Genomic DNA, 26,752 nt, shown 5'->3' with positions numbered 1-26,752 from the left:
AACAAACAAAAAAAAAGAAACAAAGAAGACTCCCCTGCCCGGCCCCCCCCCCCCCCCCCCCCCCCCCCCCGTTCCCGTACCTAGGAACTCCAGGGCTTCCAGGCATCGGTGACGATCTCGACATCGAACGGTTCCGGGAGTCGAACGGACTCCCCGAACTTCCACTCACCCAAGGACTCGTACGTTCCCTCGGCCTTGTTCGGCTCGCCGAACAAGGTGACGCCGGGCTGACGCGGATCACGGTCGACCAGCAAGTAGTACGGCACCCCTGTCCGCGCGTACCCGCTCCACTTGGTGGGCTTGACCTGGCGGCCGAACATGGGACGGCGGTCGTGACGGGCGTTGGACGATGAGGTCACCTCGACCACCAGCGCCAGATCGTGTGGGTGCAGGTGCAGGGCGTCTTCAGCGCGCTTCTCCGCGTCGATGTCCTTCTGCACGACGACCATGTCGGGGACGTAGCCGTCACCGATCTCGATCAGGTCCAGGTTGATGGCCTGTACGACCCGCCACTGGAAGTCGTCATCCGTGAACCACGCACGCTCGAAGCCCCGATGGATATCCGAAAGGATTCCCCCGTGGGCGTATACCGGCGCCGGTGACACGACGATCTCCCCTCCGACCACCTCGACTCGCGTGCCGTCGTCCGGTAGCCGGAGGTATTCCTCCAGTTCTCCCCGGACCCACATGGCGTACGGCGAGTCAGGCAGAAGCAACTGCGCAAACGCAATCACCGACATGACTTCGCTCCCTCCGAGGTCGCGGCACCAGCCTGGCCGCCCGGTCGCAGATATACCACTGCCGCGCAAATCCTTCCTCCTAAGGAGCGGTTTGCGCGGCAACAGATTGACGCTCGACGTAGCTCAGGCAGCACGCGCGGGTGTTCACCCCGTGGCGGAAACGCCGCTGCCCGGGACTCCACGAAGGAGTCCCGGGCAGCGGAACGACGATCGACGATCAGACCTCAGACGTTGAAGCCCAGCGCCCGCAGCTGGTCGCGGCCGTCGTCGGTGATCTTGTCCGGGCCCCACGGCGGCATCCAGACCCAGTTGATCCGCAGGTCCTGGACCAGGCCGTCGGTGGCGGTCTTGGCCTGGTCCTCGATGACGTCGGTCAGCGGGCAGGCCGCCGAGGTGAGCGTCATGTCGATGGTGGCCACATCGGACTCGTCGATGTGGATGCCGTAGATCAGGCCCAGGTTGACGACGTCGATGCCCAGTTCGGGGTCGACGACGTCCATCAGGGCCTCGGTCAGGTCCTCGACCGAGACGGTGCCGGCCGTGGTGCCGACGATGACGGTGCCGGTCTGCTCCTCCGCAGTGGAGGGGGTTTCGTCACTCATGGTCTTGTCCTCCTCTGCGGGTCAGTCGTTCACGGCGGGGTGCTTGGCGAGCGCCTGGGCGGTGGCGTCCTTCCAGGCCATCCAGCTGAGCAGGGCGCACTTGACCCGGGCCGGGTACTTGGAGACGCCGGCGAACGCGACCGCGTCCTCCAGCACCTCCTCGTCGCCCTCGCCCTGGCCCTTGCTCTGCATCAGCTCCAGGAAGGCCTCCTGGACGGCCTGCGCCTCGCCGACGGTCTTGCCGACCACCAGCTCGTTCAGCACCGAGGCGCTGGCCTGGCTGATCGAGCAGCCCTGGGACTCGTACGAGACGTCGGCGACGGTCGCGCCGTCGAGCTTCACCCGCAGGGTGATCTCGTCGCCACACGTCGGGTTGACGTGGTGCACCTCGGCGTCGCCGTCCCGCAGCCCCTTGCCCTTCGGGTTGCGGTAGTGGTCCAGGATGATGTCCTGGTACATCGAGTCGAGCTTCATGATCGTCCTGCCCTGTCCCGTCAGCCGAAGAAGTTCCGGACGTGGTGCAGGCCGTCGATCAGCGCGTCGACCTCGCCCGGCGTCGAGTACAGGTAGAACGACGCCCGCGTGGTCGCCGGAATTCCGTACCGGAGGCAGACCGGACGCGCGCAGTGGTGTCCGACGCGCACGGCGACGCCCTGCTCGTCCAGCACCTGGCCCACGTCGTGCGGGTGGATGTCACCGAGGGTGAAGGAGATCGCGGCGCCGCGGTCCACGGCCGTGCGCGGACCGATGATCCGCAGGTCGGGGACCTCCAGCAGGCGCTCCACCGCGTACTCGGTGATGGCGTGCTCGTGCGCGGCGATCTTGTCCATGCCGATGGCCGACAGGTAGTCGATGGCCGCGCCGAGCCCGACCGCCTGGGCGATCGGCGGGGTGCCGGCCTCGAACTTGTGCGGCGCCGGGGCGTAGGTGGACGAGCCCATGGTGACGGTCTCGATCATCTCGCCGCCGCCGAGGAACGGCGGGAGGTCCTCCAGCAGCTCCTGGCGGCCCCAGAGCACGCCGATGCCGGTCGGGCCGAGCATCTTGTGCCCGGTGAAGGCGACGAAGTCGGCCTCCAGCGCCTGGACGTCGAGCACCATGTGCGGCGCGGCCTGCGAGGCGTCGATGACGACCAGCGCGCCGACCGACTGGGCCTTGCGGACGATCGTCTCGACCGGGTTGACGGTGCCCAGCAGGTTGGAGACCAGGGTGAAGGAGACCACCTTGGTCTTCTCGGTGATCAGCTCGTCGATGTCGGACAGGTCGAGCCGGCCCTCGTCGGTGAGCCCGAACCACTTGAGCTTCGCACCGGTGCGCTGCGAGAGCAGCTGCCACGGGACGATGTTGGAGTGGTGCTCCATCTCCGTGATCACGATCTCGGAGTCGGCGTCGACCTTGTACGGCTCGTCGGCCCAACCGAGCATGTTGGCAACGAGGTTGAGCGACTCGGAGGCGTTCTTGGTGAAGATCACCTCGTTGCGGCTCGGCGCGTTGACGAAGGCCGCGACCTTGTCGCGGGCGCCCTCGTACAGGGCCGTGGCCTCCTCGGCGAGCACGTGCACGCCGCGGTGGACGTTGGCGTTGTGCCGCTCGTAGTAGGCGTTCAGCGCCTCCAGCACCTGGCGCGGCTTCTGCGAGGTCGCCGCGTTGTCCAGGTAGACCAGCGGCTTGTCGTCGTGGAGCAGCCGCTGCAGGACCGGGAAGTCCTTGCGGATCGCGTCGGTGTCGAGCAGGCCGGACAGCGGGGTACGGGTCACTCGGAAGCGCCCCCCTTCACATAAGCCTCGTAGCCCTCGTTCTCCAGCTTGTCGGCCAGCTCGGCGCCGCCGGACTCGACGATGCGGCCGCCCGCGAAGACGTGGACGTAGTCGGGCTTGATGTACCGCAGGATGCGGGTGTAGTGGGTCACCAGCAGGGTGCCGACCTCGCCGGTGGAGCGGACCCGGTTGATGCCCTCGGAGACGATCCGCAGCGCGTCGACGTCCAGGCCGGAGTCGGTCTCGTCGAGGATCGCGATCTTCGGCTTGAGGAGCTCCAGCTGGAGGATCTCATGGCGCTTCTTCTCGCCGCCGGAGAAGCCCTCGTTGACGTTGCGCTCGGCGAAGGCCGGGTCCATCTGCAGGGCGGCCATCGCCTCCTTGACCTCCTTGACCCACAGCCGCAGCTTGGGGGCCTCGCCGCGGACGGCGGTGGCGGCGGTGCGCAGGAAGTTGGAGACCGAGACACCGGGGACCTCGACCGGGTACTGCATGGCCAGGAAGACGCCGGCCTTGGCGCGCTCGTCGACGGACATCTCCAGGACGTCCTCGCCGTCCAGCAGCACGCTGCCGCCGGTGACGGTGTACTTGGGGTGGCCGGCCAGCGAGTAGGCCAGGGTGGACTTGCCGGAGCCGTTCGGACCCATGATGGCGTGGGTCTCGCCCTGCTTCACGGTCAGGTCGACGCCCTTCAGGATCTCGCGCGGGCCGTTCTCGGCCTCGACGGAGACGTGCAGGTCGCGGATTTCAAGGGTTGCCATGTGTACTCAGGACTCCTGGTTGACGGAGACGAGCACATCGTCCCCTTCGATCTTTACGGGGTAGACAGCGACCGGCTTGGTGGCGGGCAGGCCGGAGGGCTTGCCGGTGCGCAGGTCGAAGCTGGAGCCGTGCAGCCAGCACTCGATCATGCAGTCCTCGACCTCGCCCTCCGAGAGCGAGACGTTCGCGTGCGAGCAGGTGTCGTTGATCGCGAACACCCCCTCGTCGGTGCGGACGACCGTGACCGGCACGCCGTTGAGGTCCACGCGCTTGGGAACGTCCTCCTGGAGGTCGCTCAGCGCGCAGGCACGCAGGAAGCTCATCGGGATCAGACCGCCGCTTCCAGCTCTGCGTCGATCTTCACCATGAGCTGCTCCTGGACCTCGGCCACCCCGATCTGCTGGAGCAGTTCGGCGAAGAAGCCGCGGACCACCAGGCGGCGGGCCTCCTCGGCCGGGATGCCGCGGGCCATCAGGTAGAACAGCTGCTCGTCGTCGAAGCGGCCGGTCGCCGAGGCGTGGCCGGCGCCGACGATCTCGCCGGTCTCGATCTCCAGGTTCGGGATCGAGTCGACCCGGGCACCGTCGGTGAGCACCAGGTTCCGGTTGAGCTCGTAGGTGTCGGTGCCGACCGCGGCGGCGCGGATCAGCACGTCGCCGACCCAGACCGCGTGGGCGTCCTGGCCCTGCAGCGCGCCCTTGTACGCCACGTTCGACCGGCAGTGCGGCGTGTCGTGGTCGATGACCAGGCGGTGCTCCAGGTGCTGGCCGGCGTCGGCGAAGTAGAGGCCGAACAGCTCGGCCTCGCCGCCGGGGCCGGCGTAGTTGACCCGCGGGTGGAGGCGGACCAGGTCGCCGCCGAAGGTGACGACCACGGACTTGAACGAGGCGTCCCGGCCGACCAGCGCGCTGTGCTGGGCGACGTGGACGGCGTCCCGGTCCCAGTCCTGCACGGAGACGAAGGTGAGCTTGGCACCGTCGCCGACCAGCACCTCGACGTTGGCGGCCCGGGTGCCGGTGCCCTCGTGGTTGAGCACCACGACGGCCTCGGCGAACGGCTTGACGTCGATCACCACATGGGCGAAGCGGACCCCGCCCTCGCCCCGCACGTCGATCCGGACCGGCTCGGTCAGCACCGCGTCCTTGGGGACGGTGACCACGAGCGCCTGCTCGAACGCGCTGAACGCCTGCGCGGCGACCCGGTCGACCGGCGTGCCGGCCTTGCCCAGCCGGGCGTCGTCGCGGCCGACGGTCTCGGCGGTGACGCCGTCCGGCAGCGCGAACTCGACCTTGTCCTCGCCCCGCTCGCCGGCCGCGGCGGTGCCGTCGTGCAGGCCGGCGAGGCGGTGCAGCGGGGTGAACCGCCAGTCCTCCTCGCGGCCGGTGGGCACCGGGAAGTCGTTCACGTCGAAGGACGGCTTGACCGCGACGCGCGCGTCGATCGGCTGGTGCACGGTGGTCCGGCCGGTGCCGGGGCCGGCGAGCTGCGCGCCCGCGCCGGCGGTGCCGACCTCGATCGAACCGGCGGTGGTGGAGCCGGTGGTGTTCTGAACGTCAGCCATGGCTGTTCGTAGTGCTCTCTTCCTCAGAAATTCCGGATGGATGGCGGCGGTACGGCCGGTCGTCAGCCGACCGCGCCCTCCATCTGCAGCTCGATCAGCCGGTTGAGCTCCAGCGCGTACTCCATCGGCAGCTCGCGCGCGATCGGCTCGACGAAGCCGCGGACGATCATCGCCATCGCCTCGAACTCGGTCATGCCGCGGCTCATCAGGTAGAACAGCTGGTCCTCGCTGACCTTGGAGACGGTCGCCTCGTGGCCCATGGACACGTCGTCCTCGCGGACGTCCACGTAGGGGTAGGTGTCCGAGCGGGAGATCGTGTCGACCAGCAGCGCGTCGCACAGCACGTTGGACTTGGCGCCCTTGGAGCCCTCACCGATCTCGATCAGACCGCGGTAGGAGGTCCGGCCGCCGCCGCGCGCCACCGACTTGGAGACGATGTTGGACGAGGTGTTCGGCGCCATGTGCACCATCTTGGCGCCGGCGTCCTGGTGCTGGCCCTCGCCCGCGAAGGCGATCGACAGGGTCTCGCCCTTGGCGTGCTCGCCCATCAGGTAGACGGCCGGGTACTTCATGGTGACCTTGGAGCCGATGTTGCCGTCGACCCACTCCATGGTCGCGCCCTCGTACGCCACGGCGCGCTTGGTGACCAGGTTGTAGACGTTGTTCGACCAGTTCTGGATGGTCGTGTAGCGGCAGCGGCCGCCCTTCTTGACGATGATCTCGACGACCGCCGAGTGCAGCGAGTCGGAGGAGTAGATCGGCGCGGTGCAGCCCTCGACGTAGTGGACGTAGGCGTCCTCGTCGACGATGATCAGCGTCCGCTCGAACTGGCCCATGTTCTCGGTGTTGATCCGGAAGTAGGCCTGGAGCGGGATGTCGACGTGCACGCCCTTCGGCACGTAGATGAACGAGCCGCCGGACCACACCGCCGTGTTCAGCGCGGCGAACTTGTTGTCGCCGGCCGGGATGACGGTGCCGAAGTACTCCTTGAAGATCTCCGGGTGCTCGCGCAGCGCGGTGTCGGTGTCCAGGAAGATGACGCCCTGCTCCTCCAGGTCCTCGCGGATCTGGTGGTAGACGACCTCGGACTCGTACTGGGCGGCGACACCGGCGACCAGGCGCTGCTTCTCCGCCTCCGGGATGCCCAGCTTGTCGTACGTGGCCTTGATGTCCGCGGGCAGGTCCTCCCAGGACTCGGCCTGCTTCTCGGTGGAGCGGACGAAGTACTTGATGTTGTCGAAGTCGATGCCGGTGAGGTCGGAGCCCCAGGTCGGCATGGGCTTCTTGCCGAACAGCTTGAGGCCCTTGAGCCGCAGGTTCAGCATCCACTCGGACTCGTTCTTCTTCGCCGAGATGTCGCGGACGACCTCCTCGCTGAGCCCGCGCTTGGCCGCGGCACCGGCGGTGTCCGGGTCGGCCCAGCCGTACTCGTAATTGCCGAGGCCTTCGAGCTCGGGGTGCGAAACGGTGTCAGTCATGCGAGCTTCCTAACGCGCGGACGCTGAATCTTCGGTGGACGCGGAGTTTTCATGTACTGGCAGTCGGCGCCGCATCGGAACCGTGGCCCGCGGTGCGCTGGGCGGGCGACGATGCGGCACCGGGTGCCGGCACATAGGTGGTGCAGACCCCGTCGCCGTGGGCGATGGTGGCCAGCCGTTGCACATGGGTGCCCAGGAGCTGGGAGAAGACCTCGGTCTCCGCCTCGCAGAGCTGCGGGAACTGCTCGGCGATGTGCGCGACCGGGCAGTGGTGCTGGCAGAGCTGGGCGCCCGCCGGGGCCTTGGCCACGGCCGACGGGACACGCCGCACCGTGGCAGCGTACCCGTCCGCGCTCAGCGCCTGGGCAAGGGCCTCCGGGCGGTCCTGGACCTCGGCCTGCCGCAGAGTCTCCAGGTACTTCTCGGCCTGCTTGCCGAAGCGGGCGCGGGCGAAGGCGGCGACCGCCTCCTCGCCCGCCTCGCCGCCGCCCACCGAGTCCGCGATCCAACGCAGGGCGTCGGCGGCGAGCTGGTCGTACGCCTGGTAGAAGGCGTCCCGGCCGGCGTCGGTGAGGGCGAAGACCTTGGCCGGGCGGCCCCGGCCCCGGCTGCCGTAGACCCGCTGCTCGCGGGACTCGACCAGACGGGCGGCGGCTAGGCCGTCCAGGTGGCGGCGGACGGCTGCGGCCGTGAGGCCGAGCCGGGTCGCCAGGTCGGCGGCGGAGGAGGGGCCGTGGTCCAGGATCGACCGGGCGACCCGGTCCCGGGTGGCCCGGTGGCCCTCCAGCAGCACCTCGGCCGCCGTCACGGGCACGTCGAAGCCGGGGGCCGACTCGGCCTCCTGCTGCGGGGTGTGCTCGCGCATGTTTTTCACAACACCAGTGTTGCGTAATTACTTCCGACAGGACAAGCCGTGATCCAGGCCTCACTCGTGTCATCTGTCACGCAGGCAAGCCTTACCTGACCTGCGTAAACGATCACCAAGGCCGATGTCCGGCCCGGGCGTTCGACCCTCTTAGACTCGCCGGTATGAACCCCGTACCCGCGGTCCAGGTCGCCGGGCTGGTCAAACGCTACGGTGACAAGGCCGCGGTGGACGGCCTCGACCTGACCATCGCGACCGGCGCGATCACCGCCGTCCTCGGCCCCAACGGCGCCGGCAAGACCACCACCATCGAGACCTGCGAGGGCTACCGCCGCCCCGACGCCGGCACCGTCCGCGTCCTCGGCCTCGACCCGGTCACCCAGAGCGCCGCCCTGCGGCCCCGGATCGGCGTGATGCTCCAGTCCGGGGGCGTGTACGCGGGCGCGCGCGCCGTCGAGATGCTCCGGCACACCGCCAAGCTGCACGCCCACCCGCTGGACGTGGACGACCTGGTCGAGCGCCTCGGCCTCGGCTCCTGCGGCCGCACCACCTACCGCCGGCTCTCCGGCGGCCAGCAGCAGCGGCTCGCCCTCGCGATGGCCGTGGTCGGCCGCCCCGAACTGGTCTTCCTGGACGAACCCACCGCCGGCCTCGACCCCCAGGCCCGCCGCGCCACCTGGGACCTGGTCCGCGACCTGCGCCGGGACGGCGTCACCGTGGTCGTCACCACCCACCACATGGACGAGGCCGAACAGCTCGCCGACCGCGTCGCCGTCGTCGACCGCGGCAAGGTCATCGCCGACGGCACCGTGACCGAGCTGTGCCGCGGCGGCGCCGAGGACGCCCTGCGCTTCGACGGCCCGCCCGGCCTCGACCTCGCCCCGCTGCTCAAGGAACTGCCCGCCGGCGCCACCGGCACCGAGACCGCCCCCGGCAGCTACCGCGTCGAGGCCCCCCTCGACCCCAGCCGGCTGCTGGCCGCCGTCACCGGCTGGTGCGCGGCCTCCGGCATCCTGCCCGAACGGCTGGCCGTGCAGCGCCGCAGCCTCGAAGACGTCTTCCTCGACCTGACCGGACGGGAGCTCCGCTCGTGAGTACGTACGCGCCGAAGCCCGGCGCCGCACCCGTCGGCCGGATGCTGCTCGCCCAGACCGCCTTCGAGACGAAGATGCTGCTGCGCAACGGTGAGCAGCTGCTGCTCACCGTGGTCATCCCGACCGTGCTGCTGGTGCTGTTCTCCGCCGTGGACGTCGTCGCTGTGGAGGGCCCCGGCAAGCGGGTCGACTTCCTGGCCCCCGGCCTGCTCGCACTGGCCGTGATGTCCACCGCCTTCACCGGGCAGGCCATCGCCACCGGCTTCGAGCGCCGCTACGGCGTGCTCAAGCGGCTCGGCGCCAGCCCGCTGCCGCGCTGGACGCTGCTGACCGCCAAGACCGGCTGCGTGCTGGTCACCGAGGTGCTCCAGGTCGCCCTGCTGTCGGTGATCGCCCTGGCCCTCGGCTGGTCCCCGCACGGGCTCGCCACCCCGCAGGGGGCACTGGCCGTCGCCGCCCTGCTGGTCCTCGGCACCGCCGCCTTCTCCGGCCTGGGCCTGCTGATGGCCGGCACCCTCAAGGCCGAGGCCACCCTGGCCGCCGCCAACCTGGTGTTCATCCTGCTGCTGCTGGCCGGCGGGGTGATCGTGCCGCTGAGCAAGTTCCCGGACGCCGTACGGTCGGTGCTGGAGCTGCTGCCGATCTCGGCGCTCTCGGACGGGCTGCGCTCGGTGCTCCAGCACGGCGCCGGGGTGCCCTGGTCGGACCTCGGGATCCTGGCCGGCTGGGCCGTCCTGGGGCTGGCCGCGGCCGCCCGGTTCTTCCGCTGGGAGTAGCGCCGCGTCCCCTTCGATGCCTGACGCCCCCGACCTCAACAGGCCGGGGGCGTCAGGCATTTCAGCCGATCATCGGGGGTCAGCCCTGGCTGCCACCGCGCCGCTTGCGGGCGAGCAGCACGAGCGCACCACCGACCAGCAGCACGCCGCCACCGGCCGCCGCGATCATCGGGGTGGCGTCGCTGCTACCGGTCTGGGCCAGCGCCGGGGCACTGGTGCTGGGCACCGGGGCGGGGACGGCCGGGGTCGTCCGGCTGGGGGTGGGGCCGGCCGACGGGGTCCCGCTCGGGGTGGGCGTCGCCGACGGGGTGCCGATCGGCGTCTGCGTCGGGGTGGTGGTGGGGGTCGGCGTCGGGGTGGGGGTCTTGGTGGGGGTGGGGGTCGGCGTGGGGGTCGGGGTGTGGCACGGCGCGATGGTCTTGGTCTCGTCGATGTTCCACCCCTTCTCCGCCGGGGTCTCGGTGGTCTTGACCACCAGGTGGGCGACGATCGGGGCGTCGTGGTCCTTCACCGGGTACTTGCCGTGGAACTCCGCCGGGAACCCCTGGGCATCCACGACCTTCTCGTCACCGATGGTCAGGCTGACGGTGTTCTTCACGTCAGGCTTGGGGCTGTAGTTGATCAGGTCGACCACGACCTGGTCGCAGGTCACCGACCAGGTCGGCACGTGTGCCGAGGCGTTGGTGGCCAGCGCCAGCGGCAGGAGAATTCCGGCCGCCGCCGTACCGGCGAGTGCCGCCGCGCCCATCCGAATGTGCCGCTGCTGTCGCGCCATTACCCTGTTCCCCTCCGAACGGTCTTGCGCAGCAGGCGGGTTGAAGTGGTTCGCGGTGGCCCACTACGACATGTCCGGGGGACTCTACCGGCACTCCCACACCTCGCCACACCCCGCCGTACGACCGGATTTCGTCTGTCCGTGCGTTCCTGGATGTGCTCGACCAGCCCATCACAGCCGCCACCTCGCAGAACGCGGATTCGGCAGACTTGAATGAACTTGGTCACTTTCAGCACACAACGGCGCCTGTTCCGTGCCACTGGACCTTGACCGGCGTGCGTTTCTGCCACTGAACGTTGACCGACGTGCGTTTCTGCCAGTGAATCCTGACCGCCCTGCTCAACAGCCATCCACCGGGCGTGCGGCGACAGACACAGGGCTTCACGCACCGCGCGGCCGTCGGTCAGGATGATCGCCATGAACGATGGCCTCATCCAGTTCGTGCGAGCGAAACTCGACGCGGACGAGCACAACGTCGTGATGATCACGTCGCTTGCTCCCCCCGACACGGACGTGCACCTCGACAGCACGATCCCAATGATCGACATGGTTCGCGCGGTCACAGACCTCTACGCGCCTGTTGCACATCTCGACGTGCCGGACACGGCCGCCACCAGCAAGGACTTCGACGCCGGCCGGGCCGCCGGTCTTGGAGCGGCGGTCAGACTCCTTGCCCAGATCTACCGCGACGACCCCGACTACCGTGAGCTGTGGCGTCCTCGGACGCAGCCCTAGGGAGCCCCGCCCGTCCCAGGTTCCTGGCCGCACGACCGGGGGTCGGCAAGGCCGTCAACGTCCGCTGGCACGAACTGGGCAGCGGTCAAGCCTCAGTGGCAATCGGTCAAGGTCCAGTGACACAGGACAGCGCCCCCGGTGATCAGGTTCAATCACCGGGGGCGCCCTGCCGACATATCGACGAACGCACGTCAACGGACGCTCGGACCGCTCAGGCCGTTCAGGCCGTTCAGACCTCTCAGGCCTCTCAGGCCCGCTTCGCGGCCTTGCGCCGGGCCGCGACCACGATCCCGCCACCGGCCGCCAGCACCACGGCGCCGCCGATCGCCAGCGGCAGCACCGGACCGGAGCCGGTGTGCGCCAGGTTGCCGCCCTCGTTCGACGGGGCGGACGGACTCACCGAACCCGGGGCGGCCGGGCCGCCAGTCGAAGCGGAGGCCGACGGGCTCGCCGAACCGCCCGCACTGGGCGTGCCGCTCGTCGGCGCGGACGGGCTGCCCGACGGGCTCGCCGAACCGCTCGGCGTCACCGACGGCGAACCGCTCGGCACCACCGGCGGAACGGTCGGCGTACCGGTCGGGGCCGGCACCGGCGTCCCCGGCAGGCAGCCGGTGAAGGGGTAGTGGTGGGTCTCGGCGCCGCCCTTGCCGGTCAGCGAGGCCGCGATCACCGAGCCGTTGACCGGGCCGCCACTGCCGAGCTCGAAGGCGGCGTTGGGTGCGAGCACCGTCCCGACCCAGGCGGCCTTGCTGTTCTTGACCACCTTGGTCGCGGTGGGGAAGTTCCAGAGCAGCTTGGCCCGGATCGCGCCGCCCGCCGCGCTCAGGTTCTTGTCGTCCAGCAGGAAGGCCGACCTGCCCTCGTCCCACAGGTGGAAGCCGGTGGTCCCGGCCGCCGCCATGTCGTACGAGCCGCCGGTCACGTTGATGACGGTCACCGAGCCGGCCGGCACCTTGACGAAGACGTCCTTGGCGCCCTGGAGCTTCCCGGCGTCGACGGTGAAGCTGTTGTACGTGGCGTCCCCGCCGGTGAAGGTGAGCTCGGCGCCCTTGGCCTGGACGGTGGCCCCGGCGGTCTGCGGCACGGCGGCCAGCGCGGTGGAGGCGGCGCGCAGCTTGGTGAACTCGGCCCTGAAGTCGATCGGCGAGGCGCCCTGGGCGATCTTGCCCTGGTGAGCCTCGACCACGGCACCGTCGGCCTTCGAACCGTAGACGCCGTTGCCGTTCATCACCTGGGTGTTGTGGCCGGTGATCTTGCCGGCCACGACCAGTGCGTTCCTGCCGGGCAGGGCGTCGACCTCGGCGGCGGTCAGCTCCTGGCCGACGGAGAAGCCGCCGGTGAAGTCGGCGTTGCCGCCGACCGCGACGGCACCCTCGGCGTCGGGGGTGTGGGTGTCGTCGCCCTCGATGAACTCGCCGTACAGGTTGGCGACCCCGAGGCTGCGGCACTGCTCGTCGGCAGCGACGGTGCCGGCGGCCTGGGCGGCCGGCGCGATCAGGGCGGCGAGTGCGAGCGAGCCGCCGACCGCGAGCGCGGCGGCGGAGGTGGGTATGCGCATGTGCAGGATCTCCGCTTACGTGCGGGAAGTGGGATGGGCCCGGAAAAAGGTATGGACCAATCCGCACTCTTTCGGCCAAACGGGTGAATGGTCAAGACCACTGACCGCCTTGTCCGAACAGTCCGCTTTGATCACCGGCGGCCGCAGCCCGCGCCCCGCCCCAAGATCGCCCGTAAGGCCGCCTACGATGGAGCCCGTGCTGAACCCCTTCTCCCTGCTCGCCGAGCGCTGGCAGCCCTCCGCCGCGATGGTCCGGCGCGCCACGTTCGCCGCGCTGGTGATGAGCGTGGTGATCGTCGTCACCGGCGGCGCCGTCCGGCTCACCGCCTCCGGCCTCGGCTGTACCACGTGGCCCCGCTGCACCGCCGAGAGCCTGACGCCCACGGCGGAGATGGGCTTCCACGGCGTCGTCGAGTTCACCAACCGGATGCTCACGTACGTGCTGAGCGCGGCGGTCGGCTGGGCGATCCTCGCCGCGCGCTGCCACCGGCCGTGGCGGCGGAGCCTCACGAAGCTCGGCTGGATCCAGTTCTGGCTGGTGATGAGCAACGCCGTCCTCGGCGGCATCACGGTGCTGACTGGCCTCAACCCGTACACCGTGGCGCTGCACATGATCGCTGCGATGGCGCTGGTCTGGGTCGCCCTCCTGATGTGGGAGCGCGGCAAGGAAGGCGACGGCCCGGCGAAGCTCGCGGTCGCCCGCCCCATCCACCAGCTCTCCTACGTCCTGGTCACGGTGGTCGGCCTGCTGGTCGCGGCGGGCACCCTGGTCACCGGCGCCGGCCACCACCCGGGAACGCCGAAGGACAACAAGATCGTCCCCCGCATCCCGCTCGACTACGACAGGCTGGCCCAGTTCCACGCAGACCTGGCGTTCGTCTCGGTCGGCCTCACCATCGCGATGATCTTCGTCTTCGCGGCCATCAAGGCCCCCCCGGCCGCCAAGGCCCGCGCGAAGGAGTTGCTCGCCGTCCTGCTCCTCCAGGGCGTCCTCGGCTTCATCCAGTACTTCACGGATGCCCCCGAGCTGATGGTCGGCCTCCACATGCTGGGAGCCTCCCTGACCTGGATCGCCGCCCTCCGCATCCCCCTCGCCCTCCGCACCCGCGAGGCTGAGCAGGCCCCCGACCACCTCCCCACCCAGCCCCCCCAGACCGCCGCAGTCTGAGCCTCGTCGATGGCCCCCATCCCCACGGATGGGGGCCATCGATGTGTCACAACAGCCGCCGTCCGCCGTGGGGCGACATCGACCGGGTTCTCACCTCACACTCGTGCCGCCGGGCGGGTCAGTTCGAGGACCATCACGTCGTGCCGAGCCGCGCCCTCCCAGGGGATCGCCGACCCGACGCGCCTGTAGCCCCACGCTCGGTAGGCCGCCTGGGCCGCAGTCGCATCCGGTCGGGAGTTCAGCATCACCCTGGCGTTGTCGATGCCATCGACGAGGACGCGATGCATACGAGTGGCGACACCCTGGCGGCGCCACCGGGGCCGGACCGCGAGCTCGAAGAGACCGAACGTGCGCCTTCCGTCCTCGTGCCTGAGGTCCTCGGGCACAGGATCGATCAGGGTGTCCCACCATCCGGTGTTCGCCGACAGCGGGTAGCCGTACGCCATGCCCACAACGGTGTCGCCGTCGAAGGCGACCGCCGCCCGGAAACCCCGCCGACGCGCCTGCGAACGGAACCGACGAAACGCCCGCCCCACATCGGCCGGCCCCTCGCCGTAAGGAGGCTCCGCGAATGCCTCCGCGAACACCTCCCTCAACTGCCTCTCCAACTCGGCCGCCTGCTCACCCTCCAACAGCCGAACCGCCATCGTCACACCGTCCCCAGTTTCCGGGCCGAAATCCCAAGCGATCGAAGTTCCTCAACGCAGTCTCTCGCCATCGCCGTATCAACTCGGGCGGCCAACGACGCCACCGAACGCAACCGGTCCGCCAGCCTGACCGAGGTCATTCCCTTCGCCGCACTGGCGCTGGCCACCGCCTCTGCGCATGCTTCCTCAACATTGCCAGCCTTCATGAGCACCTCGGCAAGGCGTGCCCGGTACAGGACCGCGTTCCGGCTGTATGTCGGGCCGAGCAGGTCGTCGGCAAGGTCGTCCACGCCGACCTCGCGACGCCCACGCCGAACCCCCGGTGAACTCACAACCGCTGGACGACACTTACGACTCCGACGATGCGCCGCCGCCCCCGCCCATCCCCGACCCCTCACGGGTCTGGGCCGCCTACGGGGTGTCCACCGCCGCCGGCCTGCACGTCATCACCGCGGCTCTGATCCTGATCAACCGCGCCCGCTGAACTCCCGGCCGCGCCGCCGCCCCGGCGGCGCGGCCCGGCTCACCCCAGCGACTCAGCAGGCCTGCCGAGGACGTGGCAACGATCACTACAACTCAAGCGGCAATGGGGGCCACCGCCGTGTCACAACAACAAATGTCCTGCCCTGGCCGAAGGCTCGCTTCGGATACTCAGGCTCGCCATTACGTTGGCCAGCTTCTGCTTGCTCGTGATCCAGTCCGTATCACCGGCAGCGACCGCCTGCTGCACCGTCCCCAGAACAGCTTCGCTGGCCTCCGCCGACTGAGCCAGGCGTGCCCGCATGAAGAGCTTGAAGAGCGCGGGCAGTTGGTCCGGCCGGGTTGTTGTCCTCGCTTTCAGGGAGAAGAGCGGGAGGAACCACTGCTCGAAGGTATCCGTAGTCGTCTGGGCGGCCTGGTACAGCTCGTACATCGGCTGCAGGCTTGCCGCGCGGTGGTACGGAATGCGGCCGTGCAGCGCGTACTGGAGCCGGATGCCACCGTGTTCGCGGAAGTGCTGGCCGTGGGCGGCGATGTGGTTGGCCGCGTTCTCGGTGATGGTCATGACGGCCGTGTCCGCTTCGTGCCGCCGGGCTGCGGCGAGGACGGTGGCGTGAATGCCGACCCGTGGGTCGAGGACGAGGCGGTTGAGGCCGAGGGGCGAGAGGTCGATGCCGTGGTCGCGGGTCCGGGAAAGGATCAGCCGCTGGGCGACATTGCCGGCGGTGTGCTGGAGGTGCTTGGGCTGCTGGCGGTGGCTGGCGTGGATGTCCGAGCGGTCGAGGACGGGGCGGTCCCTCGCGAGTTCGGCGACGAGGTGGTGTTCTGTGCGGTCCTCGGTGGCGGTGCTGCCACAGGCGTTGCAGGGGTGGCTGCCACTGCCGGTCATGTGACCGCAGCCGCGGCAGGTGGGAACGCTCTCGCGACTGATAGTCAAAGTGCCAACGCGGAGGTTGTTCTCGATCATCTCCAGGGCGAGGTTGGCTACCTCCGCGTCGGTGTCGGTCAGGATGCCGCCCACCGGAAACCGGCCGGGCATGTACTTGTCGGCGATCAGGTCGGCCTCGAACCGCTGGCGAGGGATCACCGGGCCCTCCGCCTGGCGGTGGCGGAGGTCTCCCGCAAGGGTGACGGTGTTCCACAGGTGGGGTGCGGGCGGTAGGCCCAGGATGGCGTTGAGGGCGGCGGCGAGGCGGATGCCCACGGCCTTTCCAGGCCGGGAGGCGAGGGTGAAGGGGCCGTTCTGGACAGGCCCGTTGAGGAACAGGTGTCGCACGGGCTCCTCCTAGATCGGCGGGGTGGTGGTTCCCGTCCGGGTGAACCGGCCGTCTCGCAGTTCGTAGTGGAGGATCGCGGCGTTGGGCATCTTGCCCGTCCGCTCCTCGGCGAGGATCTCGGGCAGCGTGCGGAGCTCGAGCAGGGATCGGAGCGCCACCGCGGCGGTCTGGTGGGTGAAGGCGACGACGGTGCGCGACTCCTGGAGTACGACTTTGGCGAGCGCGGCGAACTCGGCGGCCCGGTCGAGTACGCCCTCGGCGAGTGACTCGGCGCCGCCCGGTGCGGTCCAGGCGTGCTTGCGCAGGCGGCGGTCCTCAGCGAGTGCGGGGTAGCTGTCGTAGAGCTCGCGCTTGGTCATGTAGGTGGCGTCACCGTAGTGCTGCTCGTCCAGGAGCACGGTCTGCCGGGGCCAGCCGTCGGGGAGGGCGGGCAGGGCGATCGCGGCCGTGTCGATCGCCCTGCGGTAGGTCGACGTGTAGACGTGCGGCTCGGAGCCCGCGAGCTGCGGGAGGACCTCGGCGAGCCACTGGGCCTGCCGGAATCCGCGCGGGGTCAGGCCGACGATGGTGCGGGAGATGGCATGGGCGGCGGCTCCGCTGTAGGGGCGGGGGTCCTGGTAGAAGCCGTGGTACTTGTCGGCGTTCTCGACGGACTCGGCGTGCCGGATGACGAGCAGGGACATGGCCGTGGCGGCTCCTATCCGGCGAGGTTGGCGACGTACGAGCCGCTGATGGCCCAGGGGGTGAGTTCGATGCCGAAGCCGCTGTGGTCGCCGTCCTGGGTGTGGACGAGCTTGCCGGACAGGTGCACGGTGTCGCCGGATCGGAACGCGCCCGTGTAGGCACCGAGGTACGAGCGCATATGAGTGATCCGGCGGGCGAACGAGTCGGCCTCGTCGACGGTCGAGCTGAGGATGGTCCTGACCTTGATCCCGTAGACGGCCGGCGTGGTGAGGCCCTCGACGTGGTCGGTGATCTTCGCCAGGAGGGAGATCTCACCGATCTCCTTGGAGGAGATCCGGGCGAAGCTCCTGTCGAGGTCGGAGCGGATGGGTTCGCAGTTGATGTGCGCGCCGGCACCGGAGGTCAGCCCCTGGAGCTTGCGGCGTTCCTGCTTGATGAGGGCGTCGAAGGAGCTGCCCTCCATGTACTTGGCCCGGCGGAGGTACAGCCGGGTGAGGTCGTCTCCGTCGTAGGGCCGGATCAGGTCGGTCTGCTGGAACAGTTCCTGTGCGGCCTGGTAGCCCTCGGGCCCGTAGCAGACAAGGTCGATGTCGGAGCGTTCGTTGAAGCAGCCGACGAGGAAGGAGCCGGTGACGCCGATCAGGCCCTGAGCGTCGTTCGCGGTGATCCACTCGGTGATCGCCAGGAGGTCCTTGCCGGCCGGGTTGTCGGCGACCGTGCCGGGGTCCTCGTGGATGGCGGCCAGGGCCTGGCGGCAGGAGTAGTGGACGGCAACGTCCTCGCGCGGGATGCCGGTGATCACGCAGCCAAGGGTGTCGGAGTAGACGTAGCACTCCGGCCTGCCGGCCAGGATGCCGAAGGACTTCGACACGACGCTGTTCTGCCGGTAGGTCCGGCCGAACAGGCGCCGGTCGCCCTTGTCGTCGGGGTGGTACTTGACGTAGCCGAGGTAGTGGCTGCCAGGGTGGCTGTCCCCGATGACCTTGAAGACGACTCCGTGGTGGTCCATCAGGTAGTCGCGGTCACGGACGGCGGGGACCGGCCTACCGGTGCTCAGCGGCGAACCGTTCCAGAGTGGGGAAGGTGCCGGTGTCGATCGTGTTACCCGACTCATACTGCTCAAGTCCCATCGTGAGAAGGGCGCGGCGGTACTGCCACTTGATCTGCTTGTCGTGCCGCGTGGGGTCGGTGGGCCGTATGAGGGCGAGGAAGAAGAAGCACTTGACCAGCAGGAAGTCGCCCAGGTGCTCGCTCACCCGCTGCCCGATCAGGGACGCGGTGGTCTCGTCGAGGGCCGCGGTGTAGGCGGCGCGCTGTTCCGGGGTGATCGTGTACCCCTTGCCCCCGCCCTTGAAGGCCACGATGTCGAGCGCGGGGTAGACGTCGTAGCCCAGCGGGACCGGTCCGTGGTGCTGCCAGTCGATGACCCCGGCGCGGAGGACGTTGGGCAGGCCGTAGTCCAAGTGCCCGTGCACCATCGGAAGTTGGGCCAGTCGGTCGAGGGCGCGCTTGACCACCTCATGGACGCGCGGGGTGTCGAAGTCCGGGTTCTCCTCGAAGACCTCGGCCGCGAAGGACGCCTTCTCGAACCACGGCGTGGCGGGCAGTGGGTGCCTTGCCTGGGCCTGCAAGAGCTTCGACGAGACCGCAGCGGCCGTACTGATGACCTGGTAGCTGACCTGCCCGTCCCGCCCGGCGTCGGCCAAGGCCTCCTCGTGCAGCGAGGTGTCGCCGATGGCGCGCTCGACGACGAAGTAGCGCCCGTCCTCAGACCCGCTGTCGACGATCTCCGGCACCGGGTAGCCGAGGCCGGCGGCCAGCTGCTGGAACTCGGCCTCTGCCCGCAGGTCGTCGCCGCCGGTCCGCTTGTAGAGCAGACCATCAGTCGAACTCCACACCGCACCTTCGGCGGCGGTTCTGTCCTTCACGAACTCCCAGTCACTCATTCATCCATCCTTGTACAGACACGAGTTGGCCCGGGCTGGACACAACCGTGCCGGGCGGGCTGTACGGCGTCCCACGGTCCACTCGATAGTTGCGGCACCCCGCGGGACCTGGTCACCGCGTACGTGGACGACTCAGGGACGTCCTGGGACGTTTTCCAGCAGAGCGAGGAGGCCCGCCGTGTCCGACAGGTCCGGCAGGACCACCGGGGCTCCCGCCGCTTCCAGCACGGCCCGACTGTGGATACCGGAAGCGACCGCGATGATCCCGGAGCCCGTGGTGAGGGCAGCCTCGACGTCTCGTGGTGTGTCGCCGACCAGGACGACGGGGGCGTCCCCGGGCAGTCCGTGGTAGCGCTGGACACGCCGCCGAGCGACGGCGACCAGATCGCGACGCTGTTCTGCGTCAGCGCCGTATGCCCCGACGGCCAGATCCAACAGCGGGTCGAGGCCGAAGGCCGACAGTTTCACACGAGCGTTCGCTGCGATGTTGCCGGTCAGCACCGATGACACCCGATCGGCCCGGGACGACACGGCCTTGAGGGCATCGAGCACGCCCGGAAGTGCCGTCCCGCGCTGGCGCAGTTCGCCCAAGCGCTCCTCGCCGGCCCTGGTGAGCGCAGCCTCGACGGTCGGCCAGTCGGGCTCCCGGAGATCATGCCGGCGAAACATGTCGCGCATGATCAGACGGTCAGTGCGGCCCTCCGTCGACGCTCCCACGGCCGGCGGGGCTCCGGTCAGCGCGGTGAATGCGGCGGCGTAGATCTCCTTGCTCACCCCGGCGTTCTCGATGAGCGTGTGGTCGATGTCCCACAGGACGATGAGCTGCATCCCGCCAGCGTAGGCACCTTGATCGCTCGTCAGGTCAAGCCGGAGCGCTCACCACGTCCTTGCACGGCAGCGCCCGGCTCGGCTTGTATGGCCCCCGTGAACGAGCGACTTCACTCCGTACTCGCTCAGCGAGGCGTGGAGCCCGACGCGCTCGCCGAGGCCTGCGAGGTGGACCCCAAGACCGTTGGCCGCTGGCTCGGCGGGCGCGTGCCCCACCCGAGACACCGATTCCGAGCCTCTCGGTTCCTGCACGTCGAGGAAACCTTCCTCTGGCCGAACCCGCAGGCCCGTGCGGGCCGACGGACCGTCGGGTCAGGCACTGAACTCGTCGGCACCTACCCGAACCGGGCCAGCGTGCCCCGTGAGACCTGGCTGACTCTGCTACAGGAGGCCCGGCAACAGATCGACGTGCTCGTCTTCTCCGGGACGTTCTTCGCCCAGTCCAACCCCCACGTTGCCAGGATGCTCGCCGAGCGCACAGCCGACGGGGTCCAGGTCCGGCTGTGCTTCGGTGACCCGCAGGGGCAGGCCGCCGCCGTACGAGGCCGCGAGGAAGGCATCGGCGACACCCTTGCTGCCAAGATCCGCGCTTCCCTCACCTACTACCGCCCCCTGCTTCTGGAGGACGGCTGCGAGGTGAGGCTCCACGACGCCACGCTGTACAGCTCCCTCTTCCGATACGACGACAACCTGCTGGTCAACCCGCATGTCTACGGCCAGCCGGCCAGCGCCAACCCCCTGCTGCACCTCAAGCGACTGGACTCCACCGGCTGGTTCGACAACTACGCTCAGAGCTTCGAAGCCGTCTGGGCCGGCGCACGGTCATGGACGCCCGACCGGGAGGGGACCACCGCACATGGGTAGGACCGAGTACTACAACGACCCCGACGCCCCCAAGGCCAATACCCTCATCCCCGCCAGCAATCTGCTCGTCGTCGACGACTCCGGCGCCATCCTGCTGCAGCGCCGTCGGGACACGGGCCAGTGGGCCCTGCCCGGCGGCGCCCAGGACATCGGTGAGACCGCCGCGGAGTGCGCCGTGCGCGAGTGCCTGGAGGAGACCGGCATCCAAGCCGAGATCAGCGGCTTTCTCGGCGTCTACACCAACCCGAACCACATCGTCGCGTACACCGACGGCGAGATCCGCCAGCAGTACGAGAACACCTACATCGGCCGCCCGATCGGCGGAGAGCCCACGATCAACGACGAGGCCGACGACGTCCGCTTCGTCCGACCCTCCGACCTCGACCGGTACGACATCCACCCCAGCATGCGCCAACAGATCGGCGACTACCTCGCCGGCACCTACCCCCACCTCGGCTGAGCCACCAGCGCCGCCTCGACCCGCGCCACGGCCGCGAGGATTTCCGGCGACGCGCGACGGATGAACCGCCCCACCGTGCTCTCCTCCCCGTAGCGACCGAGGATCTCCGCCAGGCGTGCCCCAGCCGTGGTCGGTCCACCATCTGGCGTCGTCGTCATGTCACACCACACCAGGGCATCGACCAGCCGCTGGTCCTCCAGCAGCGGGAACTCGACCTCCAGTACCTCCCGGAGGCCGCGTTCCTCGGCTTCGAGCAGCGCGAACGAGTGGTTCGCCACCAACCGCGTGAGCTGGTCATCAGCCCCATGGGCATCACGGAGGAACCGCGCGCCGTCGAGCGGGTGGAACCCTGTTGTCGCCAGCCTCGGCGCATAGCCGACATCGTGCAGCAGAGCTGCACGGACCAGAAGCCCGGCCTCCCGGCCGAGAATTCCTCCGAGGCGGCGGGCTCGCTCTGCCACCCCCTGAGTGTGCGCCCAGCGGCGGGGCAGTGGCTCGGCCAGCTCACCCCTCGCCACCGCTCTGGCCCACGAGGTCGGTTCTTCGCTCATGCGTCGATGGTTTCCCGTGCCGATCGCCACCACGCATGGGATCAACCGATCCACGGTCGATCGAACCGCAATCGCCTGTTCTGAGTTGGACAACGGCCCGGCTCCCCCGCCCGCCGACCGGGACCGCGCCGGGCCTACTTCGGCCTGCGGCGGGCGCGGACCAGCGCGGCGGCGATCGCCAGGGGGAAGGACAGCAGGAAGAGCGTCACCGCGGGCCACAGCGGGTCGCCGTCGACGATCGCGTTCACAAGGGTGCGGAGGCCGACAACGATGAAGTGCATGCGCGCACCATAGCGCCGCCCCTCGCCGGTCGGTCCGACGCCCCTGACCAGCGACAACGGCCCGGTTCCACCGTTTCTAGGGGGAACCGGGCCGTCGGCGTTCGAACGAGGGGCGATCAGCCGCCGAGCTGGAGGCCGGCCATGCGCTTCCACTCGTACGGGCCGGTCTTGACCTTGAGGCCCAGCTCGCCCTCGAAGTTCTCGTGCAGGGTGAGCCCGGCCAGCTCCGCGGCCCGGCGGCCGACGGCGTAGGTGGGGGCGACCTGGTCGCCCCAGGCGCCGTCCGCGCCGACCACGACGATGCGGGTGGCCACGCCGCCGACGTACTCGACGACCGCGTCGGCGCTGCCGCCGTGCTGCTGGGCGAAGCTGGTGAGGTGCTTGGCGATGCGCTTGGCGCGGCGCTCGGTGCGGGCGTCCGACGCGGCGGCGGTGGCGGTCTCTGCGCTGCTCATGCCCGCATGCTACCCACCGGTACGCGACCTGGCGACGGGAGCACCCTGTGCACCGGGACACATACTCACACCATGACGTTCAATGGCTGGCCGGCCGAGGCGCTCGACTTCTACGAGCACCTCGAAGCCGACAATTCCAAGACCTTCTGGCAGGCCCACAAGGAGCAGTACGACCAAGTCGTACGGGCGCCCATGGAGCTGCTGCTCGCCGAGCTGGAGCCGGAGTTCGGGCCGGGGAAGATCTTCCGCCCCAACCGCGACGTCCGGTTCAGCGCCGACAAGTCCCCGTACAAGACGCACATCGGCGCGTACCTGGAGGCCGGCGGCTACATCCAGCTCTCCGCCGACGGCCTGGCCTGCGGCAACGGCATGTACCAGCTCGCCCCGGACCAGCTGGACCGCTACCGCGCCGCCGTCGCCGAGGACGTCAGCGGTGCCGAACTGGAGCGGGTGATCGCCCGGGTGGAGAAGGACGGCCCGCACGTCCACGGCCGGGACTCCCTCAAGACCGCCCCGCGCGGCTTCCCCAAGGACCACCCGCGGATCGAACTGCTCCGCCACAAGGGCCTGGTGGCCTGGCAGGAGTGGCCGCCCGCGAAGTGGCTCGGCACCCGCACCGCCCACACCCGGATCACCGCCTTCCTGCGCGCCTCCCAGCCGCTCAAGGACTGGCTGGACGACCACGTCGGCCCGTCCGAGCTACCAGGACGCTGAGAGACGCGAAGAAACGCAAAGAGAAGAGACGCGAAGAAGAAACGCGAAGAGCCCCGGTCCGCCAGGACCGGGGCTCTTCGCCCACACCAGAACAGGGGCCTTACTTCACGAACGGATCGATCGCACACACCACGAACAGCAGCGACAGATAGGTGATCGACCAGTGGAACAGCCGCATCTCCTTGAGCTTGGCGCCCACGATCCCGGCCTTGGCCCGCCCGTACAGCGCGTGCGCCTCCCGCAGCCAGAACCCGCCGAGCAGCACCGCGGCGACCGGGTACAGCCAGCTCATGTGCCCGAGCGGCCAGACCGCCAGCGAGACCGCGACCATCACCCAGGAGTAGGCGACGACCTGCTTGCCGACCGCCACGTTGCCCTTGACGACCGGCAGCATCGGCACGCCGGCCCGCTCGTAGTCGTCGCGCACCTTCATCGACAGCACCCAGGTGTGCGGCGGGGTCCAGAAGAAGACCACCAGGAACAGCGCGACCGCCGCCCAGGACACCGAGTCGGTCACCGAGGACCAGCCGATCAGCACCGGCATGCAGCCGGCGATGCCGCCCCAGACGATGTTCTGCGAGGTGCGCCGCTTGAGCCCCAGCGTGTAGACGAACACGTAGAACAGCAGCGCGCCGAGCGCGAGTCCGGCGGAGAGCCAGTTGACCCCGAAGCCGAGCAGCAGGGTGGAGAGGACGCCGAGCGCGATGCCGAAGACCAGGGCCTCGCGCGGGGACACCATCCCGGTGACGATCGGCCGCCGCTCGGTGCGGGACATCAGTGCGTCGATGTCGCGGTCGATGTACATGTTGAGGGCGTTGGCGCCGCCCGCCGAGAGGTAGCCGCCGACCACGACCTTGAGCACCAGCAGCATGTTCGGCACGCCCTGCTGGGCGAGGAACATCACCGGCACGGTGCTCATCAGCAGCAGCTCGATGATCCGCGGCTTGGTCAGTGCGACGAACGCGCCGACACGGGCCCCGATGGGCCGGTGCGCAGGAGTCGCCCCGGTGACCCCGGCGGGACGGGTTTCGACGGCGGTCACTAACACCCCAACTGAAGATGAAACTTCGCAGGCGTCCACAGGAACGAAGGGTCCCGAATCGTCCGCTCTGCGCGTACCACGACACCATAGACGCTCCATACATCCCAACCGGCTCCGGGGTCCCCCGGCGGGGCGGACGGCCCGCCCCCGGGTCAACCGACTGGGTGAAGCCACGAAGCGCCTCCGCGGCGCCCGCGCAACCCGTCCCGACCACCCGGGCGGCGCGCCCAGCCGAATCGGGAGAGCCTGGGACGAAACGGATCAGAACGCCCTAGTGGGAATCACCATGCGGAAATCCCGGTTGTCCCGGCACGGAGGGTGAGCCCCGGCCCGGACGGTAGGCTCGCACGCAGAAGCGGGATCTACCCTCCGTGACCGGCACCATCCACAGTCGGGACCACAGCGCCGTGGCCGACCCGGTCCCCATTCACGGGGTCACTCTTCACAATGGAAGGAGCCCTGAGACAGGGTGAGCACTGCGCCGAAGAACGCATTCGAGTGGAGCGACCTGGACGAGCGCACGGTTGACACGGCGCGGGTCCTGGCGATGGACGCTGTCCAGAAGGTCGGCAACGGGCACCCCGGGACGGCCATGTCGCTGGCCCCGGCCGCCTACCTGATCTTCCAGCGCTTCCTGCGCCACGACCCGACCGACCCGGCCTGGGTCGGCCGCGACCGCTTCGTCCTCTCCCCCGGCCACACCAGCCTGACGCTCTACACCCAGCTGTACTTCTCGGGCTACGGCCTGGAGCTGGACGACCTCAAGGCCTTCCGCGTGGCCGGCAGCCGCACCCCGGGCCACCCGGAGCACGGCCACACCGCGGGCGTGGAGACCACCACCGGCCCGCTCGGCCAGGGCATCGCGAACGCGGTCGGCATGGCGATGGCCGCCCGCTACGAGCGCGGCCTGTTCGACCCGGAGGCGGCGGCCGGCGAGTCCCCCTTCGACCACACCATCTGGGCCATCGTCTCCGACGGCGACCTGGAGGAGGGCATCTCGGCCGAGGCGTCCTCGCTGGCCGGCCACCAGAAGCTGGGCAACCTGGTCGCCCTGTACGACGACAACCACATCTCGATCGAGGGCGACACCGAGACCGCCTTCTCCGAGGACGTCCTCAAGCGCTACGAGGCGTACGGCTGGCACGTCCAGCGGGTCACCCCGAAGGCCAACGGCGACATCGACGTCGAGGCCCTCGCCGGTGCGCTGGCCGCCGCCAAGGCCGAGACCTCCCGCCCGTCGCTGATCGCGATGCGCACGATCATCGCCTGGCCGGCCCCGGACGCCCAGAACACCGCCAAGGCGCACGGCTCCGCGCTCGGTGCCGCCGAGATCGCCGCCACCAAGAAGGTCCTGGGCTTCGACCCGGAGAAGACCTTCGAGGTCAGCGACCAGGTCATCGAGCACGCCCGCCAGGTCATCAAGCGCGGCAAGGCCGCCCGCGACCAGTGGCAGCAGGGCTTCGACGCCTGGCGCGCGGCCAACCCGCACCGGGCCGCCGAGTTCGACCGCATCCAGGCCGGCGAGCTGCCCGAGGGCTGGAAGAAGGCCGTCCCCTCCTTCCCGGCCGGCAAGGACGTCGCCACCCGCAAGGCCTCCGGCGAGACCCTCAAGGCGCTCGGCGCGGTGATCCCGGAGCTGTGGGGCGGCTCGGCCGACCTCGCGGAGTCCAACCTCACCACCATCGACGAGGACAGCTCCTTCCTCCCCGAGGGCAACCCGCTGAAGTCGGCCAGCCCGTACGGCCGGACGATCCACTTCGGCATCCGCGAGCACGCCATGGGCTCGACCATGAACGGCATCGCCCTGCACGGCAAGACCCGTGTGTACGGCGGCACCTTCCTGGTCTTCGCCGACTACATGCGCCCGGCCGTGCGCCTGGCCGCGCTGATGAAGCTGCCGGTCACCTACGTCTGGACGCACGACTCGATCGGCCTCGGCGAGGACGGCCCGACCCACCAGCCGGTGGAGCACATGGCCTCGCTGCGCGCCATCCCGGGCCTGGCCATGGTCCGCCCGGCCGACGCCAACGAGACGGCCGTCGCCTGGCGCACCGTGATCGAGCGCCAGACCAGCCACCCCGGCCCGGTCGGCCTCGCGCTCACCCGCCAGAACGTCCCGACCTTCGACCGCGAGGTCTTCGCCTCCGCCGAGGGCACCGCCAAGGGCGCCTACGTGCTGGCCGAGGCCGGCAACGGCGACCCGCAGCTGATCCTGCTGGGCACCGGCTCCGAGGTCCAGCTGGCCGTCCAGGCCCGCGAGGTCCTGGAGGCCGAGGGCATCGCGACCCGCGTGGTCTCGGTCCCGTCCTTCGAGTGGTTCCAGGAGCAGGACCAGGCCTACCGCGACAGCGTGCTGCCGCCGTCGGTCAAGGCCCGCGTCTCGGTCGAGGCCGGCATCGCCCAGGGCTGGCGCGAGCTGGTCGGCGACCACGGCCGGATCGTCTCGCTGGAGCACTTCGGTGCCTCCGCCGACTACAAGGTGCTGTTCGAGAAGTTCGGCCTGACCGCCGAGCGCGTGGTCGCCGAGGCGCACAACGCCCTGCGCTCCCTCGAAGCCGTCAACCGCTAACGCGTCCGGGCCGCGTGCCCGCCCGCACGCGGGCACGCGGCCCCCTCTGACTACCCCACGAAGCAGAAGAAGACGAAGGACTG

31 protein-coding genes are annotated in these 26,752 nt (G+C 69.7%); 9 read left to right on the top strand and 22 right to left on the bottom strand.

The annotated features are described in order from the left end of the window. Positions 1-80: 80 nt before the first annotated feature. From ACZ4W5_RS05740 to ACZ4W5_RS05700, 9 genes are all read right to left on the bottom strand, one after another. Complete coding sequence (locus ACZ4W5_RS05740; protein WP_465653103.1) at positions 81-740, bottom strand: Uma2 family endonuclease; 660 nt, start codon at positions 738-740, stop codon at positions 81-83. Between the two features lie 224 nt (positions 741-964). Beyond that, complete coding sequence (locus ACZ4W5_RS05735; protein ID WP_259316762.1) at positions 965-1,342, bottom strand: metal-sulfur cluster assembly factor; 378 nt, start codon at positions 1,340-1,342, stop codon at positions 965-967. A 21-nt stretch (positions 1,343-1,363) separates the two neighbouring features. Next, positions 1,364-1,816 carry a Fe-S cluster assembly sulfur transfer protein SufU gene (sufU, locus tag ACZ4W5_RS05730; protein ID WP_360236185.1) on the bottom strand — a complete coding sequence of 151 codons (453 nt, stop codon included), beginning with the start codon at positions 1,814-1,816 and terminating at the stop codon, positions 1,364-1,366. A 20-nt stretch (positions 1,817-1,836) separates the two neighbouring features. Beyond that, positions 1,837-3,099, bottom strand: a complete 1,263-nt coding sequence (locus tag ACZ4W5_RS05725; RefSeq protein WP_402484583.1) for a cysteine desulfurase — start codon at positions 3,097-3,099, stop codon at positions 1,837-1,839. Then, positions 3,096-3,860: a Fe-S cluster assembly ATPase SufC gene (sufC, locus tag ACZ4W5_RS05720; RefSeq protein ID WP_030290237.1), complete on the bottom strand. Its 765-nt coding sequence runs from the start codon at positions 3,858-3,860 to the stop codon at positions 3,096-3,098. Before sufC ends, ACZ4W5_RS05725 begins: the two co-directional genes overlap by 4 nt. Positions 3,861-3,866: 6 nt before the next feature. Then, a complete protein-coding gene (locus ACZ4W5_RS05715) occupies positions 3,867-4,184 on the bottom strand; it encodes a bifunctional 3-phenylpropionate/cinnamic acid dioxygenase ferredoxin subunit (RefSeq protein ID WP_360236179.1) in 318 nt (105 codons plus the stop codon). Between the two features lie 5 nt (positions 4,185-4,189). After that, complete coding sequence (sufD, locus tag ACZ4W5_RS05710; protein ID WP_402484579.1) at positions 4,190-5,422, bottom strand: Fe-S cluster assembly protein SufD; 1,233 nt, start codon at positions 5,420-5,422, stop codon at positions 4,190-4,192. Between the two features lie 62 nt (positions 5,423-5,484). Continuing rightward, the gene (gene sufB / locus ACZ4W5_RS05705; protein ID WP_360236173.1) at positions 5,485-6,900 is read right to left on the bottom strand and encodes a Fe-S cluster assembly protein SufB; all 1,416 of its coding nucleotides are present in this window, start codon (positions 6,898-6,900) and stop codon (positions 5,485-5,487) included. 49 nt (positions 6,901-6,949) lie between these two features. Beyond that, positions 6,950-7,765, bottom strand: a complete 816-nt coding sequence (locus ACZ4W5_RS05700) for a helix-turn-helix transcriptional regulator (protein ID WP_360236170.1) — start codon at positions 7,763-7,765, stop codon at positions 6,950-6,952. A gap of 164 nt (positions 7,766-7,929) precedes the next feature. Here ACZ4W5_RS05700 and ACZ4W5_RS05695 point away from each other — a divergent pair, with 164 nt between their 5' ends. Further along, complete coding sequence (locus tag ACZ4W5_RS05695; RefSeq protein WP_465653099.1) at positions 7,930-8,859, top strand: ABC transporter ATP-binding protein; 930 nt, start codon at positions 7,930-7,932, stop codon at positions 8,857-8,859. A gap of 41 nt (positions 8,860-8,900) precedes the next feature. Next, positions 8,901-9,635 carry an ABC transporter permease gene (locus ACZ4W5_RS05690; RefSeq protein ID WP_465653245.1) on the top strand — a complete coding sequence of 245 codons (735 nt, stop codon included), beginning with the start codon at positions 8,901-8,903 and terminating at the stop codon, positions 9,633-9,635. A 79-nt stretch (positions 9,636-9,714) separates the two neighbouring features. Here the strand turns inward: ACZ4W5_RS05690 and ACZ4W5_RS05685 are convergent, their stop codons facing one another. After that, complete coding sequence (locus ACZ4W5_RS05685) at positions 9,715-10,410, bottom strand: LAETG motif-containing sortase-dependent surface protein (protein WP_465653097.1); 696 nt, start codon at positions 10,408-10,410, stop codon at positions 9,715-9,717. Between the two features lie 417 nt (positions 10,411-10,827). Here ACZ4W5_RS05685 and ACZ4W5_RS05680 point away from each other — a divergent pair, with 417 nt between their 5' ends. Next, positions 10,828-11,145, top strand: coding sequence for a DUF6221 family protein (locus ACZ4W5_RS05680; protein WP_465653095.1), 318 nt, complete (start codon positions 10,828-10,830; stop codon positions 11,143-11,145). Between the two features lie 247 nt (positions 11,146-11,392). Here ACZ4W5_RS05680 and ACZ4W5_RS05675 read toward each other — a convergent pair whose 3' ends face one another. Then, on the bottom strand, positions 11,393-12,703 hold the full coding sequence (locus ACZ4W5_RS05675; RefSeq protein WP_465653093.1) for a choice-of-anchor A family protein: 1,311 nt from the start codon (positions 12,701-12,703) through the stop codon (positions 11,393-11,395). Between the two features lie 187 nt (positions 12,704-12,890). Here ACZ4W5_RS05675 and ACZ4W5_RS05670 point away from each other — a divergent pair, with 187 nt between their 5' ends. Then, on the top strand, positions 12,891-13,871 hold the full coding sequence (locus ACZ4W5_RS05670) for a COX15/CtaA family protein (protein ID WP_465653091.1): 981 nt from the start codon (positions 12,891-12,893) through the stop codon (positions 13,869-13,871). Between the two features lie 95 nt (positions 13,872-13,966). Here ACZ4W5_RS05670 and ACZ4W5_RS05665 read toward each other — a convergent pair whose 3' ends face one another. Next, the gene (locus ACZ4W5_RS05665; RefSeq protein WP_465653089.1) at positions 13,967-14,518 is read right to left on the bottom strand and encodes a GNAT family N-acetyltransferase; all 552 of its coding nucleotides are present in this window, start codon (positions 14,516-14,518) and stop codon (positions 13,967-13,969) included. A 2-nt stretch (positions 14,519-14,520) separates the two neighbouring features. Then, positions 14,521-14,808, bottom strand: a complete 288-nt coding sequence (locus tag ACZ4W5_RS05660) for a hypothetical protein (RefSeq protein WP_465653087.1) — start codon at positions 14,806-14,808, stop codon at positions 14,521-14,523. Positions 14,809-14,840: 32 nt separating this feature from the next. Between ACZ4W5_RS05660 and ACZ4W5_RS05655 the strand changes: the two genes are divergently transcribed. Continuing rightward, the gene (locus ACZ4W5_RS05655) at positions 14,841-15,002 is read left to right on the top strand and encodes a hypothetical protein (RefSeq protein WP_465653085.1); all 162 of its coding nucleotides are present in this window, start codon (positions 14,841-14,843) and stop codon (positions 15,000-15,002) included. Positions 15,003-15,122: 120 nt separating this feature from the next. Here ACZ4W5_RS05655 and ACZ4W5_RS05650 read toward each other — a convergent pair whose 3' ends face one another. The 5 genes from ACZ4W5_RS05650 to ACZ4W5_RS05630 form a co-directional block, all read right to left on the bottom strand. Next, on the bottom strand, positions 15,123-16,274 hold the full coding sequence (locus ACZ4W5_RS05650; protein WP_465653083.1) for a hypothetical protein: 1,152 nt from the start codon (positions 16,272-16,274) through the stop codon (positions 15,123-15,125). Positions 16,275-16,283: 9 nt separating this feature from the next. After that, positions 16,284-16,958 carry a histidine phosphatase family protein gene (locus tag ACZ4W5_RS05645; protein ID WP_465653081.1) on the bottom strand — a complete coding sequence of 225 codons (675 nt, stop codon included), beginning with the start codon at positions 16,956-16,958 and terminating at the stop codon, positions 16,284-16,286. Positions 16,959-16,972: 14 nt separating this feature from the next. Then, complete coding sequence (locus tag ACZ4W5_RS05640; protein ID WP_465653079.1) at positions 16,973-17,968, bottom strand: nucleotidyltransferase domain-containing protein; 996 nt, start codon at positions 17,966-17,968, stop codon at positions 16,973-16,975. A gap of 34 nt (positions 17,969-18,002) precedes the next feature. Then, positions 18,003-18,905: a phosphotransferase gene (locus tag ACZ4W5_RS05635; RefSeq protein WP_465653077.1), complete on the bottom strand. Its 903-nt coding sequence runs from the start codon at positions 18,903-18,905 to the stop codon at positions 18,003-18,005. A gap of 132 nt (positions 18,906-19,037) precedes the next feature. Next, entirely contained in the window at positions 19,038-19,733 is a 696-nt protein-coding gene (locus ACZ4W5_RS05630) for an HAD family hydrolase (protein ID WP_465653075.1), read from the bottom strand. 96 nt (positions 19,734-19,829) lie between these two features. Between ACZ4W5_RS05630 and ACZ4W5_RS05625 the strand changes: the two genes are divergently transcribed. Together ACZ4W5_RS05625 and ACZ4W5_RS05620 are read left to right on the top strand one after the other, a co-directional pair. Continuing rightward, positions 19,830-20,597, top strand: a complete 768-nt coding sequence (locus ACZ4W5_RS05625) for an XRE family transcriptional regulator (RefSeq protein WP_465653073.1) — start codon at positions 19,830-19,832, stop codon at positions 20,595-20,597. Beyond that, positions 20,590-21,057, top strand: coding sequence for an NUDIX hydrolase (locus tag ACZ4W5_RS05620; RefSeq protein WP_465653071.1), 468 nt, complete (start codon positions 20,590-20,592; stop codon positions 21,055-21,057). Before ACZ4W5_RS05625 ends, ACZ4W5_RS05620 begins: the two co-directional genes overlap by 8 nt. On the opposite strand, the gene ACZ4W5_RS05615 is transcribed toward ACZ4W5_RS05620, so the two are convergent. From ACZ4W5_RS05615 to ACZ4W5_RS05605, 3 genes are all read right to left on the bottom strand, one after another. After that, on the bottom strand, positions 21,039-21,608 hold the full coding sequence (locus ACZ4W5_RS05615; protein ID WP_465653069.1) for an HD domain-containing protein: 570 nt from the start codon (positions 21,606-21,608) through the stop codon (positions 21,039-21,041). The genes ACZ4W5_RS05620 and ACZ4W5_RS05615 overlap by 19 nt on opposite strands. A gap of 134 nt (positions 21,609-21,742) precedes the next feature. Further along, positions 21,743-21,889, bottom strand: a complete 147-nt coding sequence (locus ACZ4W5_RS05610; protein WP_465653067.1) for a hypothetical protein — start codon at positions 21,887-21,889, stop codon at positions 21,743-21,745. 116 nt (positions 21,890-22,005) lie between these two features. After that, entirely contained in the window at positions 22,006-22,344 is a 339-nt protein-coding gene (locus ACZ4W5_RS05605; RefSeq protein ID WP_360236128.1) for a hypothetical protein, read from the bottom strand. Positions 22,345-22,416: 72 nt separating this feature from the next. Between ACZ4W5_RS05605 and ACZ4W5_RS05600 the strand changes: the two genes are divergently transcribed. Further along, positions 22,417-23,058: a DUF2461 domain-containing protein gene (locus tag ACZ4W5_RS05600; protein ID WP_465653065.1), complete on the top strand. Its 642-nt coding sequence runs from the start codon at positions 22,417-22,419 to the stop codon at positions 23,056-23,058. A 100-nt stretch (positions 23,059-23,158) separates the two neighbouring features. On the opposite strand, the gene ACZ4W5_RS05595 is transcribed toward ACZ4W5_RS05600, so the two are convergent. Then, complete coding sequence (locus ACZ4W5_RS05595; protein ID WP_360236122.1) at positions 23,159-24,106, bottom strand: heme o synthase; 948 nt, start codon at positions 24,104-24,106, stop codon at positions 23,159-23,161. Between the two features lie 463 nt (positions 24,107-24,569). Between ACZ4W5_RS05595 and tkt the strand changes: the two genes are divergently transcribed. Continuing rightward, on the top strand, positions 24,570-26,669 hold the full coding sequence (gene tkt / locus ACZ4W5_RS05590) for a transketolase (protein WP_465653062.1): 2,100 nt from the start codon (positions 24,570-24,572) through the stop codon (positions 26,667-26,669). Positions 26,670-26,752: the final 83 nt, after the last annotated feature.

This window comes from Kitasatospora sp. NPDC029367, assembly GCF_055569135.1.
The sequence above is the reverse complement of the archived record's forward strand: the minus strand, read 5'-3'. Positions and strand labels throughout refer to the sequence as shown.

Excerpts from the sequence above, each read along its gene's own strand:
- sufC (WP_030290237.1), bottom strand. The coding sequence starts at position 3,860 with ATGGCAACCCTTGAAATCCGCGACCTGCACGTCTCCGTCGAGGCCGAG.
- ACZ4W5_RS05700 (WP_360236170.1), bottom strand. The coding sequence starts at position 7,765 with ATGCGCGAGCACACCCCGCAGCAGGAGGCCGAGTCGGCCCCCGGCTTC.
- ACZ4W5_RS05695 (WP_465653099.1), top strand. The coding sequence starts at position 7,930 with ATGAACCCCGTACCCGCGGTCCAGGTCGCCGGGCTGGTCAAACGCTAC.
- ACZ4W5_RS05605 (WP_360236128.1), bottom strand. The coding sequence starts at position 22,344 with ATGAGCAGCGCAGAGACCGCCACCGCCGCCGCGTCGGACGCCCGCACC.
- ACZ4W5_RS05600 (WP_465653065.1), top strand. The coding sequence starts at position 22,417 with ATGACGTTCAATGGCTGGCCGGCCGAGGCGCTCGACTTCTACGAGCAC.
- ACZ4W5_RS05635 (WP_465653077.1), bottom strand. The coding sequence starts at position 18,905 with ATGAGTGACTGGGAGTTCGTGAAGGACAGAACCGCCGCCGAAGGTGCG.
- ACZ4W5_RS05680 (WP_465653095.1), top strand. The coding sequence starts at position 10,828 with ATGAACGATGGCCTCATCCAGTTCGTGCGAGCGAAACTCGACGCGGAC.
- ACZ4W5_RS05685 (WP_465653097.1), bottom strand. The coding sequence starts at position 10,410 with ATGGCGCGACAGCAGCGGCACATTCGGATGGGCGCGGCGGCACTCGCC.
- ACZ4W5_RS05640 (WP_465653079.1), bottom strand. The coding sequence starts at position 17,968 with ATGGACCACCACGGAGTCGTCTTCAAGGTCATCGGGGACAGCCACCCT.
- sufB (WP_360236173.1), bottom strand. The coding sequence starts at position 6,900 with ATGACTGACACCGTTTCGCACCCCGAGCTCGAAGGCCTCGGCAATTAC.
- ACZ4W5_RS05670 (WP_465653091.1), top strand. The coding sequence starts at position 12,891 with ATGGAGCCCGTGCTGAACCCCTTCTCCCTGCTCGCCGAGCGCTGGCAG.
- ACZ4W5_RS05620 (WP_465653071.1), top strand. The coding sequence starts at position 20,590 with ATGGGTAGGACCGAGTACTACAACGACCCCGACGCCCCCAAGGCCAAT.
- ACZ4W5_RS05615 (WP_465653069.1), bottom strand. The coding sequence starts at position 21,608 with ATGAGCGAAGAACCGACCTCGTGGGCCAGAGCGGTGGCGAGGGGTGAG.
- ACZ4W5_RS05645 (WP_465653081.1), bottom strand. The coding sequence starts at position 16,958 with ATGTCCCTGCTCGTCATCCGGCACGCCGAGTCCGTCGAGAACGCCGAC.
- ACZ4W5_RS05715 (WP_360236179.1), bottom strand. The coding sequence starts at position 4,184 with ATGAGCTTCCTGCGTGCCTGCGCGCTGAGCGACCTCCAGGAGGACGTT.
- ACZ4W5_RS05675 (WP_465653093.1), bottom strand. The coding sequence starts at position 12,703 with ATGCGCATACCCACCTCCGCCGCCGCGCTCGCGGTCGGCGGCTCGCTC.
- ACZ4W5_RS05610 (WP_465653067.1), bottom strand. The coding sequence starts at position 21,889 with ATGCACTTCATCGTTGTCGGCCTCCGCACCCTTGTGAACGCGATCGTC.
- sufU (WP_360236185.1), bottom strand. The coding sequence starts at position 1,816 with ATGAAGCTCGACTCGATGTACCAGGACATCATCCTGGACCACTACCGC.
- ACZ4W5_RS05735 (WP_259316762.1), bottom strand. The coding sequence starts at position 1,342 with ATGAGTGACGAAACCCCCTCCACTGCGGAGGAGCAGACCGGCACCGTC.
- ACZ4W5_RS05690 (WP_465653245.1), top strand. The coding sequence starts at position 8,901 with ATGCTGCTCGCCCAGACCGCCTTCGAGACGAAGATGCTGCTGCGCAAC.
- ACZ4W5_RS05630 (WP_465653075.1), bottom strand. The coding sequence starts at position 19,733 with ATGCAGCTCATCGTCCTGTGGGACATCGACCACACGCTCATCGAGAAC.
- ACZ4W5_RS05665 (WP_465653089.1), bottom strand. The coding sequence starts at position 14,518 with ATGGCGGTTCGGCTGTTGGAGGGTGAGCAGGCGGCCGAGTTGGAGAGG.
- ACZ4W5_RS05740 (WP_465653103.1), bottom strand. The coding sequence starts at position 740 with ATGTCGGTGATTGCGTTTGCGCAGTTGCTTCTGCCTGACTCGCCGTAC.
- sufD (WP_402484579.1), bottom strand. The coding sequence starts at position 5,422 with ATGGCTGACGTTCAGAACACCACCGGCTCCACCACCGCCGGTTCGATC.